Origin of the sequence: Aeromonas encheleia (assembly GCF_900637545.1) — a bacterium.
Lineage (GTDB): Bacteria > Pseudomonadota > Gammaproteobacteria > Enterobacterales > Aeromonadaceae > Aeromonas > Aeromonas encheleia.
Genome location: NZ_LR134376.1, coordinates 3,180,671 through 3,195,512, shown reverse-complemented (window position 1 = coordinate 3,195,512; position 14,842 = coordinate 3,180,671). Strand labels below are relative to the sequence as shown.

Annotated in this window: 11 protein-coding genes; 7 read left to right on the top strand and 4 right to left on the bottom strand. The window is 62.8% G+C overall.

Features of this window, described 5'->3' with window-relative positions; genetic code table 11:
- Positions 1 to 167: 167 nt before the first annotated feature.
- From EL255_RS14780 to nadK, 4 genes are all read right to left on the bottom strand, one after another.
- Positions 168 to 608 (bottom strand): universal stress protein, encoded by a 441-nt coding sequence (locus EL255_RS14780; protein WP_042653855.1) that lies wholly within the window; start codon positions 606 to 608, stop codon positions 168 to 170.
- 266 nt (positions 609 to 874) lie between these two features.
- Positions 875 to 1,756, bottom strand: coding sequence for a DHHA2 domain-containing protein (locus EL255_RS14775; protein WP_042653854.1), 882 nt, complete (start codon positions 1,754 to 1,756; stop codon positions 875 to 877).
- A gap of 243 nt (positions 1,757 to 1,999) precedes the next feature.
- Positions 2,000 to 3,664 (bottom strand): DNA repair protein RecN, encoded by a 1,665-nt coding sequence (gene recN / locus EL255_RS14770; protein ID WP_042653853.1) that lies wholly within the window; start codon positions 3,662 to 3,664, stop codon positions 2,000 to 2,002.
- Positions 3,665 to 3,764: 100 nt separating this feature from the next.
- Positions 3,765 to 4,649, bottom strand: coding sequence for an NAD(+) kinase (gene nadK / locus EL255_RS14765; protein ID WP_033130358.1), 885 nt, complete (start codon positions 4,647 to 4,649; stop codon positions 3,765 to 3,767).
- A 488-nt stretch (positions 4,650 to 5,137) separates the two neighbouring features.
- Between nadK and grpE the strand changes: the two genes are divergently transcribed.
- The 7 genes from grpE (at position 5,138) to EL255_RS14730 (ending at position 14,829) form a co-directional block, all read left to right on the top strand.
- Complete coding sequence (gene grpE / locus EL255_RS14760) at positions 5,138 to 5,713, top strand: nucleotide exchange factor GrpE (protein ID WP_033130359.1); 576 nt, start codon at positions 5,138 to 5,140, stop codon at positions 5,711 to 5,713.
- A gap of 299 nt (positions 5,714 to 6,012) precedes the next feature.
- The gene (dnaK, locus tag EL255_RS14755) at positions 6,013 to 7,929 is read left to right on the top strand and encodes a molecular chaperone DnaK (RefSeq protein WP_042653852.1); all 1,917 of its coding nucleotides are present in this window, start codon (positions 6,013 to 6,015) and stop codon (positions 7,927 to 7,929) included.
- 113 nt (positions 7,930 to 8,042) lie between these two features.
- Entirely contained in the window at positions 8,043 to 9,185 is a 1,143-nt protein-coding gene (gene dnaJ, locus EL255_RS14750) for a molecular chaperone DnaJ (protein WP_033130361.1), read from the top strand.
- 262 nt (positions 9,186 to 9,447) lie between these two features.
- Entirely contained in the window at positions 9,448 to 10,938 is a 1,491-nt protein-coding gene (locus EL255_RS14745) for a carbohydrate porin (RefSeq protein WP_126623379.1), read from the top strand.
- Positions 10,939 to 11,053: 115 nt separating this feature from the next.
- Positions 11,054 to 12,010 carry a carbohydrate kinase family protein gene (locus tag EL255_RS14740; protein WP_126623378.1) on the top strand — a complete coding sequence of 319 codons (957 nt, stop codon included), beginning with the start codon at positions 11,054 to 11,056 and terminating at the stop codon, positions 12,008 to 12,010.
- A gap of 39 nt (positions 12,011 to 12,049) precedes the next feature.
- Positions 12,050 to 13,414: a sucrose-specific PTS transporter subunit IIBC gene (locus EL255_RS14735; RefSeq protein ID WP_042653849.1), complete on the top strand. Its 1,365-nt coding sequence runs from the start codon at positions 12,050 to 12,052 to the stop codon at positions 13,412 to 13,414.
- Positions 13,414 to 14,829, top strand: coding sequence for a glycoside hydrolase family 32 protein (locus EL255_RS14730; RefSeq protein WP_042653848.1), 1,416 nt, complete (start codon positions 13,414 to 13,416; stop codon positions 14,827 to 14,829). The genes EL255_RS14735 and EL255_RS14730 overlap by 1 nt, the downstream gene beginning before the upstream one ends.
- The last annotated feature ends 13 nt before the right edge of the window (positions 14,830 to 14,842 follow it).

Here is a 14,842-nt window from a genome sequence, read left to right as displayed (position 1 = left end):
AAAACAGCGAGCAATATGTAAGAAATCATGTGGATGGACTTGTCAGTAACGCTGTGGCCAGCGGGCAGTCACGTCCCGAGCGGGTGCCATGGCACCGGGTTGAGCGGCGCAGGGAAAAGGGGAGGGGAACAAAAGAGCGCCCACCCCAGGGGCGGGCGCTCGAGGGATCAGGCGACGGCCTTGCTCTGCTCGGCATAGGGTTCGTGGCAGATCTGGATATCGATAGGCAGCTTGTAGATGAGCAGGCGCGCCAGGGAGCCTTCCATCCAGTGGTGACGGCTGCCGACCAGCAGCAGTTGGGTCGGGTGTGCGGCCAGCCAGCGTCGCAGATCCGACACCACCTCATTCACCACCAGGCACTGGTAATCCACCGGATGCCGCAAGGTGGTGATGAGCTCGCTGATGACGGCCTTGGCGTCCAGGGTGCCCTGGGCACTGCGCTCCTCTTCCGACAGCGACAGGCTGTCACGCCGGGTCTTGCTACTGTGGGTCAGGTGCAGCAGGGTCAGCGTGCAACCCATTCCCTGCGCCAACTGGCTCGCCTTGGCCAGCGTCTCCTGCTCGTAATCCTTGCCTTCCAGCAACAGCACTATATTGGTTGGGGTCATAAGCAGTTCTCCTTGGCATGTGCGGGTCATGGAGGACAAGACGGCTGTCCCTTCCCATGGCGATCCCGCGAGATGTCACATCAAGCGAACCATTGTGCGTCGCCGCGCATCGGCCCGCTTAACACATCATAACAAATTGAGTTGAATGGAAAATGAAGGGGATTGTGAGGGGGATCGCGAACGGACTCGATGCTGGATTGGGTAGCCCCTATGCGGGCTGGCATGGGGGCTAGGGCAGTGATGAGGGGGTATGGGGTGCTCGGCGCTCAGGCGAAGTGTCTGGCGAGCCAGGGCAGTCCTTCCTTCTTGCGGCTGACGGCGCCGGCAAGGTGGACGGGTTCGCCCGGCAAGATGCCGGCACTGGCGAAATGGAGCTGGCTGTCCCCCTTGGCCAGATCGGTCAGCATCAGCACATAGGCATCGAGTTTGTCTCGCCCAAGTCTCTCCTGCATCGCCTGTTGCAGCTCATCCTGTCGGGCCAGGATCTCGGCCGGGTTCATCACACAGATCTGGCTGACCATCAGGGAGTGGCCCGCGATCTGATAGGCCTTCTCGTCGGCGGTGAGCAACTCGCTGAGCGGCGCGTCGCCCAGCTGGGTGCGGCGCTCCAGCAGGGTCTGGGCAAAGGGGGCAAGCGCCAGCTCGGCGATGGGGAGCAGCCGGTCGACCGCGACCCTGTCCTGCTCAGTGGTGGTGGGGGAGGTGAAGTTGAAGGTGTCGCTGACGATGGCCCCCAGCAGCAGGCGGGCCTGGGCGCGGGACAGCTTGTCATAACCCATCAGCTCAAGCAGCACTGTGGCGCTGCAACCGACCGCCCTGATCCAGGCATCGAGCGGGCCACGGGTGATCAGGGTGCCGATGCGGTGGTGATCGATGAGGCCCTGCACATCGGCATCGGCCAGCCCTTCCGGCCCCTGCTCCAGTTCGCTGAAATCCACCAGAAAGACCGGCTTGTCGGCCACGCTGCCCGTCAGCACGGGCGGTGCCTCTACCCCCGCCGTCTCCAGGATGAAGCGGGTCTCGGCGATGGGGCTGCCCAAGGCGAAGGCCTGGGCGGGGCGGCCCTGGCCATTGAGCCAGTCGGCGGTGACCAGCGCGGTGCAGATGCTGTCGCTGTCGGGATTTTTGTGGCCAAAGACATGAAGCATGGGGTGTTCCTGATGTGGGGTGGTGGCCGCGGTGCCGGGCCATGAGAGAGAGGGCCTTGGGCCCGAGTCGGTTCAACTCTACTGCGTGGGGGCCGCGGGGGCAATCCTGGTCAGCCCTGGCTGGGCAAAGGGGCGCAGGCAGAACCCGGTGACAGCCAGGTGGGGGCGTCAGCTGGCTCGTTGGCAGGCAAGGCGCGGTCAAGTGGGCGGCAAGGGGGCATCACCCCCCTTGCCGGCCCGGGCTCAGCAGGCGAGCAGCTCGCGCGCGTTGGCCAGGGTATTGTCGGTGATCTGATCCCCCCCCAGCAGGCGGGCCAGCTCGTTGAGACGGGCACCCGGAGTGAGGGCCCGCATCTGGGTTTCTGTGGTCTTGCCATCGGTATGCTTGCTGACCACCATGTGCTGGTGCCCCTTGCCGGCCACCTGCGGCAGGTGGGTGACCACCATCACCTGGGTGGACTCGCCGAGCTGGCGCAGCAGACGGCCGACCACGGCCGCGGTCGGGCCGCTGATCCCCACGTCCACCTCATCGAAGATGAGGGTCGGTGTCGACACCTTGCGGGCGCTGATCACCACGATGGCGAGGCTGATGCGCGACAGCTCCCCGCCGGAGGCGACCTTGCCAAGGGGCTGGATCGGTTGCCCCGGGTTGGTGGTCACCATGAATTCCACCCTATCGATGCCGAGGGGGGAGAGGCTGCTCTGGGCATCCGCCCGCACCTCTATGATGAAGCGGCCATCTGGCATGGCCAGCTCGTGCATGCTGCTGGTCACCTTGGCGCCGAGCTCCTCGGCATAGCGCTGGCGGCTCTGGCTGAGCACCTCTGCCGCCTGCACGAAGGCCTGGCGGGCCTGGGCCAGCTCGTCTTCCATACCTTCGAGGCGCTCCTCATCCGAGTTGAGGCGGGCGAGATCGCTGGCGAGATCCTGGTGATGCAGGGCCAGCTCGGCCGGTTTGACATGGTGTTTGCGGGCCAGATTGATGGCCTTGGAGAGGCGGGCCTCCAGCTCGTTGAAGCGCTCGGGATCCAGCTCCAGCAGATCGAGGTAGCTGCGCAGCTCGCTGTGACTCTCCTGCACCCCGATCAGGGCCTCGTTGAGCATCCCCAGCACGTTGCCGAGACGACCATCCATGGCGACCAGGGTCTCGGCCCTGTCCACCGCCACCTGCAGCAGGCCGGCGATGGTGGTCTCCTCGTTGTCATAGAGCAGATCGAGGCATTGGCCGCACTCCTGCATCAGCTCGGTGCCGTTGGCGAGCCGCTGATGCTCCTCCTCGATGGTTTCGAATTCCCCCGGTTGCAGGGCGAACTCATCCAGCTCCTGCACCTGGTATTCGATCAGCTGGCGGCGAGCCTCCCGCTGCTGCTGCTCGGCCTTGAGGCGGTTGAGCTCGTTTTGCAGCTGGCGCCACTGCTGGTAGTGCTGGCGCACCTCGTCCAGCAGCAGATGGTGGCCGGCGTAGCCATCCAGCAGGGCAAGTTGATAATCGGGCTTGAGCAGCATCTGGTGGGCGTGCTGGCCGTGGACGTTGACCAGCAGCTGGCCAAGGCTGCGCAACTGCACCAGGGGCACGGGCACCCCGTTGATGTAGCTGCGGGAGCGCCCCTCAGCGGAGAGCACCCGCCGCACTATGCACTCCCCCTCATTTTCCAGCTCGTTGGCGGTGAGCCAGGCGCGGGCGGCCGGGTTGCCGTCCAGCAGGAAACGTGCGCTGACCTCGGCCTTGTCGCTGCCCGGTCGCACCATGCTGGCCTCGGCCCGCTCGCCGAGGCAGAGGCCGAGCGCATCGATGGCAATGGATTTGCCTGCGCCGGTTTCACCCGTGATGCAGGTCATGCCGGATTGCAGATCGAGTTCGAGAAACTTGACGATAGCGAAGTTGTTGACGGTCAGCTGGGTCAGCATGGTCTCATCCTGTATGGGCCAACATTACTGTGTATGCATCCAGTATATACTGGTTTTCCATACAGTAAAGTGTCGGCCTCACACAGGCTGTCTGACCGGCTTAGAACAGCTTGCTGCCCCAGCCGAGCTTGTTGCGCAGCACGTGGAAGTAGCTGTAATCGAGGGGATGGACCAGATGCAGCTTGTGGCTGCTCTTCTTGATGAGGATCTCGTCACCCGGGTGCACCGCCAGGGTCACCTGGCCGTCGCAGCTCACCTGCATGGCGTCGTCCTGGTTGTCGGGGGAGACCAGCAGGCGCACCTCGCTGTCCGCATCCAGCACTATGGGGCGGCTGCTCAGGGTGTGCGGAAACATCGGGACGAGCGTGATGGCGTTGAGCTTGGGGGTGAGGATGGCGCCCCCCGCCGACAGGGAATAGGCGGTCGAGCCGGTGGGGGTGGCGACTATGATGCCGTCCGAGCGCTGGCTGTACATGAAGCTGCCATCGATGTAGACCTCGAACTCGATCATGTGGGCTATCTTGCCCGGGTGCAGCACCGCCTCGTTCACCGCCAGGTTGCTGGACTTGCGCTCACCGTGGCGATAGACGGCGGCCTCCAGCAGGAAGCGATGCTCGCTCTTGAAGTGGCCGGAGAGCACCTGCTCCAGCGGCGGCAGATAATCCTGGGGTGAGAGATCCGTCAGAAAGCCGAGGTTGCCCCGGTTCACCCCGATCACCGCCACATCGAAGCGTGACAGCACCCGGGCGGCCCCCAGCATGTTACCGTCGCCGCCGACCACTATGGCGAGATCCGCCTGTTCCCCGAGCTGCACCAGATCCATCACGTCATCGCAGAGCACGCCCAGGGTGTGGGCGACCCGGCTCTCGAGCAGCACCCGAAAGCCACGGCTGCTCAGGTATTGATAGAGGCCGCTGAGGGTCTGGTTGGCACCTTCATGATGGGGTTTGCCGATCAGGGCGATGGTTTTGAACGGAGAATCCATAGGTTATCGGGTCTGGAGCTGAGTATTGAGGGGAGTATACCGCGCTTTGGTGGGGATTTGTCTGCTGCCATGCCCGGCGGGCGGATCCGGCCCGGAAAAGCGGCAAAAATGCCGGTTGGCTCACCTCATTGGCCATGAGAGGGCCCTTTTCCCCTTGAAAGCCGGGGCGACGTCCCCATAATAGCGCCAACATAGGGTCTGTTGATGTTTCGTCGCGACCGCGACGGAGTCAGTTTTTGCGCGGAGCTAGGCGCGAGACGCGAAGTTTGGTCATCCAAATGAGCCGTCGAGTAACGACGTTACACGCAAAAACTGACCCGTCCCTGCGGGTTGCGCCGCAAATGAGGCCATGCGTTGTTGCGGAACTTGCCAAGGGAACAACCATTGCCAGCGTTTCGCGCCTAGCCTGACGTCATTTGTTGCAGCAACGCGGCTTGCGCCTAAACGTCAACAGACCCTAACAAGTAACCCTGAATATTGGAGATGTCATGAACCACGAAGAACAAAAGGTTGAAGCGATGGAGCAAGTGGAAGTCCAGCCAGTCGAGCCGACCGATGTAGACAGTGAAGTGACAGCCGAACAGGCCCGCATTGCCGAGCTGGAAGCCCAGCTGGAAGCTGCCCAGCAGGCCGCTGCCGACGAGCGCGAGCGCGCCATTCGCGCCGCCGCCGAGATGGAAAACCTGCGTCGCCGCGTCGCCCAGGACGTGGAGAAGGCACACAAGTTCGCGCTGGAGAAGTTTGCCGGGGAACTGTTGCCGGTGCTGGACAACCTGGAGCGGGCCATCGAGCTGGCAGACAAAGAAGACGAAGCCCTCAAGCCGATGATCGAAGGGGTTGAGCTGACGCTCAAGTCCATGCAGAGCTCGGTGGGCAAGTTCGGTCTGGTCGCGCTGGATCCCCTGAACCAGCCGTTCGACCCCAATGCCCATCAGGCCATCAGCATGATCGAGAATGCCGAGCTGGCACCCAACACCGTCATCGCCGTGATGCAGAAGGGCTACGAGCTCAACGGTCGGGTCATTCGTCCGGCCATGGTGATGGTCTCCAAGGCCCCTGCCTGAGACGCATCCCCCCATTGAGCCCGCCGCTCGGCGGGCTTTTTATTGGGATCCGCGGCGAGTGGGTGAAAATGTGGCCGCTGACCGACAAGTTGGTACGGTTTTTTATGCGCAGGGCTTGAAGCTCAACATCGCGGCCCCATATAGGTGGCAAGGCCACGGCGGCACAGACTATTGCACTGCACAGTGGCAAGAATTTGATGTCGGGAGCTTGAAAGCCACAGTGGCAGCCCCCACCTAGCCGTTAACGTATTAAGGCGAGCACCTCGCCAGTTTATTCAAAGTATTTGGAGATTCGTCAAATGGGTAAAATCATCGGTATTGACCTGGGTACTACCAACTCCTGTGTTGCTATTCTGGATGGCGACCATGCTCGCGTGATCGAGAACGCGGAAGGCGACCGTACTACTCCGTCCATCATTGCCTATGCCGATGACGGCGAAATCCTGGTTGGTCAGCCGGCTAAGCGTCAGGCCATCACCAACCCGAAGAACACGCTGTTTGCAATCAAGCGTCTGATCGGCCGTCGTTTCGAGGATGAAGAAGTGCAGCGCGATCTGAAGATCATGCCGTACGCCATCGCCAAGGCTGACAACGGTGACGCCTGGGTAGAAGTCAAAGGCAAGAAAATGGCACCGCCGCAGATCTCTGCCGAAGTGCTGAAGAAGATGAAGAAGACTGCCGAGGATTACCTGGGCGAGCCGGTGACCGAAGCCGTCATCACGGTACCGGCCTACTTCAACGACGCCCAGCGTCAGGCCACCAAGGATGCCGGTCGCATCGCCGGTCTGGACGTCAAGCGCATCATCAACGAACCGACCGCTGCGGCCTTCGCCTACGGCGTGAACAAGGTCAAGGGTGAGCGCAAGGTTGCCGTGTATGACCTGGGTGGCGGTACCTTCGACATCTCCATCATCGAGATCGACGAAGTCGAAGGGGAAACCACCTTCGAAGTACTGGCGACCAACGGTAACACCCACCTGGGTGGTGAAGACTTCGACAACCGTGTCATCAACTATCTGGTTGACGAGTTCAAGCGTGAGCAGGGCATCGACCTGCGCAACGACCAGCTGGCTCTGCAGCGTCTGAAAGATGCCGCCGAGAAAGCCAAGATCGAGCTCTCTTCCGCGCAGCAGACCGACGTGAACCTGCCGTACATCACCGCAGATGCCACCGGTCCCAAGCACATGAACATCAAGGTGACCCGCGCCAAGCTGGAATCCCTGGTGGAAGACATGGTGAAAGACTCCCTGGAGCCGGTCCGTGTCGCCCTGAAAGACTCCGGTCTGGCAGTCGGCGAGATCGACGACGTCATCCTGGTGGGTGGTCAGACCCGTATGCCGCTGGTGCAGAAAACCGTGGCTGACTTCTTCGGCAAAGAGCCGCGCAAAGACGTCAACCCGGACGAAGCCGTGGCCATGGGTGCTGCCATTCAGGGCGCCGTACTGTCCGGTGAGAAGACCGACGTGCTGCTGCTGGACGTGACTCCGCTCTCCCTGGGTATCGAAACCATGGGTAGCGTGATGACGGCGCTGATCGAGAAGAACACCACCATTCCGACCAAGAAGTCCCAGGTGTTCTCCACTGCTGAAGACAACCAGTCTGCCGTGACCATTCACGTGCTGCAGGGTGAGCGCAAGCGCGCCAGCGACAACAAGTCTCTGGGCCAGTTCAACCTGGAAGGCATCCGTCCGGCACAGCGCGGTCTGCCGCAGATCGAAGTGACCTTCGATATCGATGCCAACGGCATCCTGCACGTCTCCGCCAAGGACAAGGAGACCAACAAGGAGCAGAAGATCACCATCCAGGCTTCTTCCGGTCTGTCCGACGAGGAGATCGAACGCATGGTACGCGAGGCGGAAGCCAACGCGGCCGAAGACAAGAAGTTCGAGGAGCTGGTGCAGACCCGCAACCAGGCTGACGGTCTGGTCCACTCGGTCCGCAAGCAGATCACCGAAGCCGGTGACGCCCTGCCCGCCGACGAGAAGACCAAGGTCGAGACCGCACTGAGCGAGCTGGAAGCCGTCATCAAGGGTGACGACAAGGCGGCCATCGAAGCCAAGCAACAGGCTTTGCTGGAAGCGTCCCAGAAGCTGATGGAGCTTGCCCAGCAGCAGTCACAGGGCGCTGGCGCCGATGCCGGTCAGACTTCTTCTGCCAAGGCCGAAGACGACGTGGTCGACGCCGAGTTCGAAGAAGTGAAAGACGACAAGAAATAAGCCATACCCAGCTGGGCAGAGTTCGCTCTGCCCATTGGCTTAGTCACTGAATTTGCGGGCGTTGGGTGACCAACGCCCGTCTGCATAACTGTTTAAGTAGCAACAGGATGAGTATGTCGAAGCGCGATTTCTATGAAGTGCTCGGGGTGTCGAAAGGTGCCGATGAGCGCGAGATCAAGAAGGCGTACAAGCGTCTGGCGATGAAGTATCACCCGGATCGCAACCAGGGTGATGCCGCATCCGAAGAGAAGTTCAAAGAGGTCAAGGAAGCCTACGAGGTGCTGACCGACGAGAACCTGCGCGCCCGCTATGACCAGTACGGTCATGCCGGGGTGGATCAGAGCCAGGGTGGCGGTGGTCACGGCGGCTTTGGCGGCGGCGCGGACTTCGGTGATGCATTCGGCGATATCTTTGGTGACATCTTCGGTGGCCGCAGTGGCGGTGGCCGTCGTGGCCCGGCCCGTGGCTCCGACCTGCGCTACAACATGGAGCTGACCCTGGAAGAGGCGGTACGTGGGGTCTCCAAGGAGATCAAGATACCGACTCAGGTCCATTGCGAGGTCTGTAATGGCTCGGGTGCCCACACCGGCAGCCAGGCCCATACCTGTCCGACCTGCCACGGTGCGGGTCAGGTGCAGATGCGCCAGGGCTTCTTCGCGGTGCAGCAGGCCTGCCCGCATTGCCACGGTCGTGGCAAGATCATCAAGGATCCGTGCCGCAAGTGTCACGGTGAGGGCCGCTACCAGAAGACCAAGACCCTGTCGGTCAAGATCCCGGCCGGGGTCGATACCGGTGACCGCATCCGTCTCTCCGGTGAAGGGGAAGCGGGGGAAGCGGGGGCCTCGGCAGGGGATCTGTACGTACAGGTACACGTCAAGGAGCACGAGATCTTCGTGCGTGACGGCAATGATCTCTACTGCGAAGTACCCATCAGCTTCACCACGGCGGCGCTGGGCGGCGAGATCGAGGTGCCGACCCTGGATGGTCGGGTCAAGCTCAAGGTCACGGCGGAAACCCAGACCGGCAAGCTGTTCCGTCTGCGCGGCAAGGGCGTCAAGTCCGTGCGCTCCGGCCAGGTTGGCGATCTGATGTGCAAGGTGGTGATCGAGACCCCGGTCAAGCTGACCGAGACCCAGCGAGAGCTGCTGCGTCAGCTGGACGAGTCGTTCAGCGGTGCCGCCGCCAAGACCCACAAGCCAAAATCGGAAGGCTTCTTCGAAGGGGTGAAACGCTTCTTCGATGACCTGACCAAGTAATCACCGCAAGCGTGATGCAAGCCGGCCTCTGTGCCGGCTTTCTTTTTGTCTGCGATTTAGCCTGGATCCCCGCTATTGAGTGGATCCCGATGAGGGATCCTCCTCACAACTCCCGCCAGTTTTCCCTGTACAAATGTTATCCCGCTCACATTGTAGCTGAAACGGTTTAGCTGCCATATTGAGTTAGCTAAAGCGGTTTAGCTATGCTCTCTTCGCCGATAAAAACAGAGCCCGATCGGGTAACACACGACAGGTGAGGAAGATGACGATGTTCAAGAGCAAATTGGCGTTGGCAGTGGCGCTGGGATTGGGGATGAGCGGCCCGCTGTGGGCGGCCGAGGGCGGTATAGAGGCGCGTCTGGCGGCGCTGGAGGCGCGGGTGCAGGCGGCAGAGTCCCGCGCCGCCGCTGCCGAAGCGCGGGCTGACCAGGCCGAGAGCAAGGCGAGCGAGGCCCGGGAGACAGCCGTGGTCGCCAAGGCTCAAAGCGAGAAAGTGGACAAGCAGACCGCCGGCGCCCAGGGCTTCGAGTTTCACGGCTACGCCCGCTCTGGTCTGCTGGCCAACAGCAACGGCAACGGGGGGCGTGGCGGCCCTTACATCACGCCAGCCGGTTCGGTGGGGGGGGCTGTAGGGAGGTTAGGCAACGAAGACGACACCTACATGGAGGCCAACCTGCTCAAGACCCAGACCTTCGCCGATGGCAGCTGGGCCCGCTACAAGCTGATGCTGGCGGATGGAGTCGAGACCAGCAACGACTGGACCGCCAGCGATTCCAGCCTCAACACCCGCCAGGTGTTTGCCGAAATCGGCAATCTGGCGAGCTTCAGCGGCCCCTTCCAGCACTCGGTGCTCTGGGCGGGCAAGCGCTTCGATCGGGACAACTTCGACATCCACTGGCTCGACTCCGACGTGGTCTTCCTGGCCGGGACAGGTGGCGGCGTCTACGACGTGCAGCTGGCCGACAGCTGGAAGGCGAACTTCTCCCTCTACGGCCGCGACTACGGCGACATCAGCGCCAGCGGCCTCTCGGACATAGAGAGCTACATCCTCACCATGAACAACAGGTTCGGCAACTGGCAGTGGATGCTGAACGGCCTCTCGGCCAAGGACAACGAGGCGCGCATCAACGACGGCGGCACCGGCAGCGAGGCGGCGAACAAGGGGGCGCACACCCTGGTGGCCTACCATGGCGACAGCTTCTTTGGCATCAATCCCGGCTTCTCCAAGGCCGCGGTGCTCTACGGCCATGGCCTGGGGGCCGAGCTCAAGGGGTTGGGCTCCGACAGCGAGCTGCTGCCCGATGCCGACGCCGTACGGGTCGCCGTGTTCGGGGCTACCGATATCGCTCCGCGCTGGCGGCTGGCCCCGGCCCTGCTGGCGGAGCAGAGCCAGGATCGCTACGTGAAGGGGGACGAGTATCAGTGGCTGACCCTCAACACCCGGGTGGCCCAGGTGCTGAGCCAGAACGTCGAGCTGGTCTACGAGGCCGCCTGGCAGTACATGGACTTGGATCCCAAGGGCTACAAGGGACGCCAGGCGGTGAGCGGCAACTTCACCAAGCTCACCTTCGCCCCCACCTTCAAGGCACAGACCGCCGGCTTCTTCGAGCGGCCCGAGCTGCGGGTATTCGCCACCTGGATGGACTGGTCCTCCGAGCTCGACAACTACGCCAGCACCGATGCCATGGGCCAGAGCGATTTCACCGCCGGTGGCGAGTGGAACTTTGGCGTGCAGATGGAAACCTGGTTCTAGTTCGTTATCCCGATCACAAAAATGGCAGCCGACGCCGGGATCTGTTGGTTAGCTAAAACGGTTTAGCTGATAATGCCGACCAAGAGAACAGAGCCCGGCTCTGGCAGTGGATCCGATGCAGCAGTGGAGTAGCAAGGTGGGGAATCGTGTGTGGGTAATGGGGGATGCGGTGGTGGATTTGATCCCGGAAGGGGAGCTGCACTACCTCAAATGTCCGGGCGGTGCGCCCGCCAACGTGGCGGTGGGGGTGGCGCGGCTCGGCGGTGAATCGGCCTTTATCGGCCGGGTCGGCGCCGATCCCTTCGGCCGCTTTATGGCCGATACCCTGGTGGCAGAGGGCGTCGATATCCGTCATCTGACCCAGGATCCGGCCCACCGAACCTCCACCGTGCTGGTGGAGCTCGATGAAGAAGGGGAGCGCAGCTTCACCTTCATGGTGCGCCCCAGTGCCGACCAGTTCCTCGAACCGGCAGACTTGCCCCGCTTCGAAGCCGGGCAGTGGCTGCTGACCTGTTCCATCGCGCTCGCCAACGAGCCGGTGCGCACCAGTTGCCTGCAGGCCATGGCCGCCATCAGGGTGGCAGGGGGACGGGTCTGTTTTGACCCCAACCTGCGTCCGGAGGTGTGGGGCAACCCGGCCGAGATGCTACCGGTGGTGCGAGACGCCATCGGGCTGGCTGATGTGGTCAAGCTCTCCATCGAGGAGCTGCAACTGCTAAGCGGCCATCAGGATCTGGTTGCCGGTCTTGCCACCATCGATGGACCCGCTCTGGTGCTGGTGACCCGCGGGGCGGCTGGTGTGGTCGCCCGGCTCGATGGCGAGCGGCTGGAGTGGGTGGGGCCCAAGGTGGCGCCGCTCGACACCACGGGGGCGGGGGATGCCTTCGTCGCCGGTCTGTTGGCCGCGCTGGCCCAGGGCGAGCGCTTGCCCACTATGGGCGAGCTGCCCGCCATCCTGGCCCAGGCCCATGGCTGCGGGGCGCTCGCCACCACCGCCAAGGGGGCCATGACGGCGCTGCCGACCCGCACTCAACTGGATGTGTTTTTACGATCTGGTCTTAATCACGTATGACAAGGGCCCGCCAGCATGGCGGGCCATAAGAGGAAGAGTATGAATATCAGTGCGATAGCCAAGGATCTGGTGCCCCTGCTTGGGGGCCGTGAGAATATCGTCAGTGCCGCCCATTGTGCCACCCGGCTGCGGCTGGTGCTGGCGGATGACAGCAAGGTGAACAAGGCCGCCATCGACAAGCTGGACGGGGTCAAGGGCTGCTTTAGCAACGCGGGTCAGATCCAGGTGATCTTCGGCACAGGGCTGGTCAACAGGGTCTACGCCGAGTTTGTGGCTCTGACCGGGACCGGCACTGCCAGCAAGGCGGAGCTGACCGACATGGCCAGCGCCAAGCTCAATGTGGCCCAGCGTCTGGCACGCACGCTCTCCAACATCTTCGTGCCTATCATTCCGGCCATAGTGGCCTCCGGTCTACTGATGGGGCTGCTCGGCATGGTGCGCACCTACGGCTGGGTCAATGCCGACAGCGCCCTGTTCGTCATGCTCGACATGTTCAGCTCGGCGGCCTTCATCATCTTGCCGATCCTCATCGGCTTTACCGCGGCGCGGGAATTTGGCGGCAACCCCTATCTGGGCGCCACCATGGGGGGGATCCTCACCCATCCGGCGCTGACCAACGCCTGGGGGGTGGCCGGTGGCTTCAAGACCATGGACTTCTTCGGGCTTGATGTGGCCATGATCGGATATCAGGGCACCGTCTTCCCGGTGCTGCTGGCGGTCTGGTTCATGTCTCATCTGGAGAAGCAGCTGCGCAAGCGGATCCCGGATGCGCTGGATCTGATCTTGACCCCCTTCCTCACAGTCATCATCACCGGTTTCGTGGCGCTGCTGTTTATCGGCCCGGCCGGGCGGGTGCTGGGGGACGGCATCTCCTTTGGCCTGAGTGCGCTCTATGAGCAGGCGGGCTGGCTGGCAGGGCTGGTGTTTGGCGGAACTTACTCGCTCATCGTCATCACCGGCATCCACCACAGCTTCCACGCCATCGAGGCGGGACTGCTCACCAATCCGGCCATAGGGGTCAACTTCCTGCTGCCCATCTGGGCCATGGCCAACGTGGCGCAGGGCGGGGCTTGTCTGGCGGTCTACTTCAAGACCCGGGATCCGAAAATCAGGGCCATTACCGTGCCGGCGGCCATGTCCTGCCTGCTGGGCATCACCGAGGCCGCCATCTTCGGCGTCAACCTGCGCTACATCAAACCCTTCCTGGCCGGTCTGTTCGGCGGTGCCTGCGGCGGCGCCTACGTGGTGGCGGCCAAGGTGGGCATGACGGCGGTGGGCCTGACCGGCATTCCGGGCATGGCAATAGTCCAGCCCATGAGCCTCATCCACTACGTCATCGGGCTGGTGATCGCCTTCGGTGCCGCCTTCGTCGCCTCCTACCTGCTCAAGTACAAGGTGGAGTGATGAAGGACGCTTATCTCCTCAACCAGATTGTCCGGTCCCTGCTGGCCGGACAGCTCAAGGCGGCGGCCGATCCCCATAGGCCCTGCTGGCATCTGGCAGCCCCGGTGGGGCTGCTCAATGACCCCAACGGTTTTATCGAGCATGATGGGTGCTACCACCTCTTCTACCAGTGGAACCCGCTCGGCTGCGAGCACCGCAACAAGGGCTGGGGCCACGTCACTTCCACCGATCTGTTGCACTGGCAGCACGAGCCGGTGGCGCTCTTGCCCACCGAAGCCTATGAGAGCCACGGCTGCTATTCGGGTTCGGCGGTGAGCGACGAGCAGGGGCGTTTGACCCTCATCTACACCGGCAACGTCAAATACCTGGATGGCAGCCGCACCGCCTACCAGTGTCTGGCCCGCGCCGACGGTGAGGGCGGTTTCGACAAGCTGGGCCCTGTGCTGGAACTGCCTGAAGGCTACAGCGGCCATGTGCGCGACCCCAAGGTGTGGCACGACGGGCAGCAGTGGTTGATGGTGCTGGGGGCCCGCACCCTGGATGATAAAGGTGAGGTGCTGCTCTATCGCGGCGACACCTTGCACCATTGGCAGTTGGTGGGCCCCATCGCCGGCAGCGGGTACGGTGGGCTGGGGGAGTTTGGCTACATGTGGGAGTGCCCGGATCTCTTCCCGCTAGGGGATCGCCATCTGCTGATCTGCTGCCCCCAGGGGATTGCCCCCGAGGGGGATGACTATCTCAACCTCCATCAGTGTGGCTGGCTGGCGGGCACTTTCGACGGGACGCAGTTTGCCCACGGGGACTTTCACGAGCTGGACAGGGGCTTTGAGTTCTATGCGCCACAGACCACCCTGGATAGTCAGGGTTGCCGCCTGCTGTTTGGCTGGCTGGGGTTGCCGGAGGAGAACGAGATGAGCCAGCCGACCATTCCCTATGGCTGGATCCACCAGATGAGCTGCCCGCGGGAGCTGTTCTGGCAGGATGAGTGGCTCTGCCAGCGACCGGTGGCTGAGCTGGCCGCCCTCAAGGGGGAACTGACCCGCTTCGAGGGGGCGCTCAGGGAGTTTCCGGGGCTCGCCATCGACTCGGCCTGGCTCGATCTGGATCTCTGTGGCGAGGGGAGCCTCTGGTTTGGCACAGTGGCCGAGCTGGTGTGGCAGCCGGGGCGTATCACCCTGCGCCGCCAGAACTGGCAGAGCGGGGCGTGGGAAGAGAGAGCCGCCCCCTGGCTGGGAGGTCCGCTGACGCTGCTCTGTGACCGCTCCAGCCTCGAGTGTTTCGTGGATGGCGGTCGCCAGAGTCTGTCAGCCCGCTACTTCCCCGGGGAAAAGCCTCAACTTTCATCGGGTAACGGCGATGATGGCAGCAAAATTTGCCTTGATCACTGGCCGCTGGCGGCTTGCCTAGTACAATAGCCCGGTGCTAGTC

Excerpts from the sequence above, each read along its gene's own strand:
- EL255_RS14780 (WP_042653855.1), bottom strand. The coding sequence starts at position 608 with ATGACCCCAACCAATATAGTGCTGTTGCTGGAAGGCAAGGATTACGAG.
- EL255_RS14775 (WP_042653854.1), bottom strand. The coding sequence starts at position 1,756 with ATGCTTCATGTCTTTGGCCACAAAAATCCCGACAGCGACAGCATCTGC.
- recN (WP_042653853.1), bottom strand. The coding sequence starts at position 3,664 with ATGCTGACCCAGCTGACCGTCAACAACTTCGCTATCGTCAAGTTTCTC.
- nadK (WP_033130358.1), bottom strand. The coding sequence starts at position 4,649 with ATGGATTCTCCGTTCAAAACCATCGCCCTGATCGGCAAACCCCATCAT.
- grpE (WP_033130359.1), top strand. The coding sequence starts at position 5,138 with ATGAACCACGAAGAACAAAAGGTTGAAGCGATGGAGCAAGTGGAAGTC.
- dnaK (WP_042653852.1), top strand. The coding sequence starts at position 6,013 with ATGGGTAAAATCATCGGTATTGACCTGGGTACTACCAACTCCTGTGTT.
- dnaJ (WP_033130361.1), top strand. The coding sequence starts at position 8,043 with ATGTCGAAGCGCGATTTCTATGAAGTGCTCGGGGTGTCGAAAGGTGCC.
- EL255_RS14745 (WP_126623379.1), top strand. The coding sequence starts at position 9,448 with ATGACGATGTTCAAGAGCAAATTGGCGTTGGCAGTGGCGCTGGGATTG.
- EL255_RS14740 (WP_126623378.1), top strand. The coding sequence starts at position 11,054 with ATGCAGCAGTGGAGTAGCAAGGTGGGGAATCGTGTGTGGGTAATGGGG.
- EL255_RS14735 (WP_042653849.1), top strand. The coding sequence starts at position 12,050 with ATGAATATCAGTGCGATAGCCAAGGATCTGGTGCCCCTGCTTGGGGGC.
- EL255_RS14730 (WP_042653848.1), top strand. The coding sequence starts at position 13,414 with ATGAAGGACGCTTATCTCCTCAACCAGATTGTCCGGTCCCTGCTGGCC.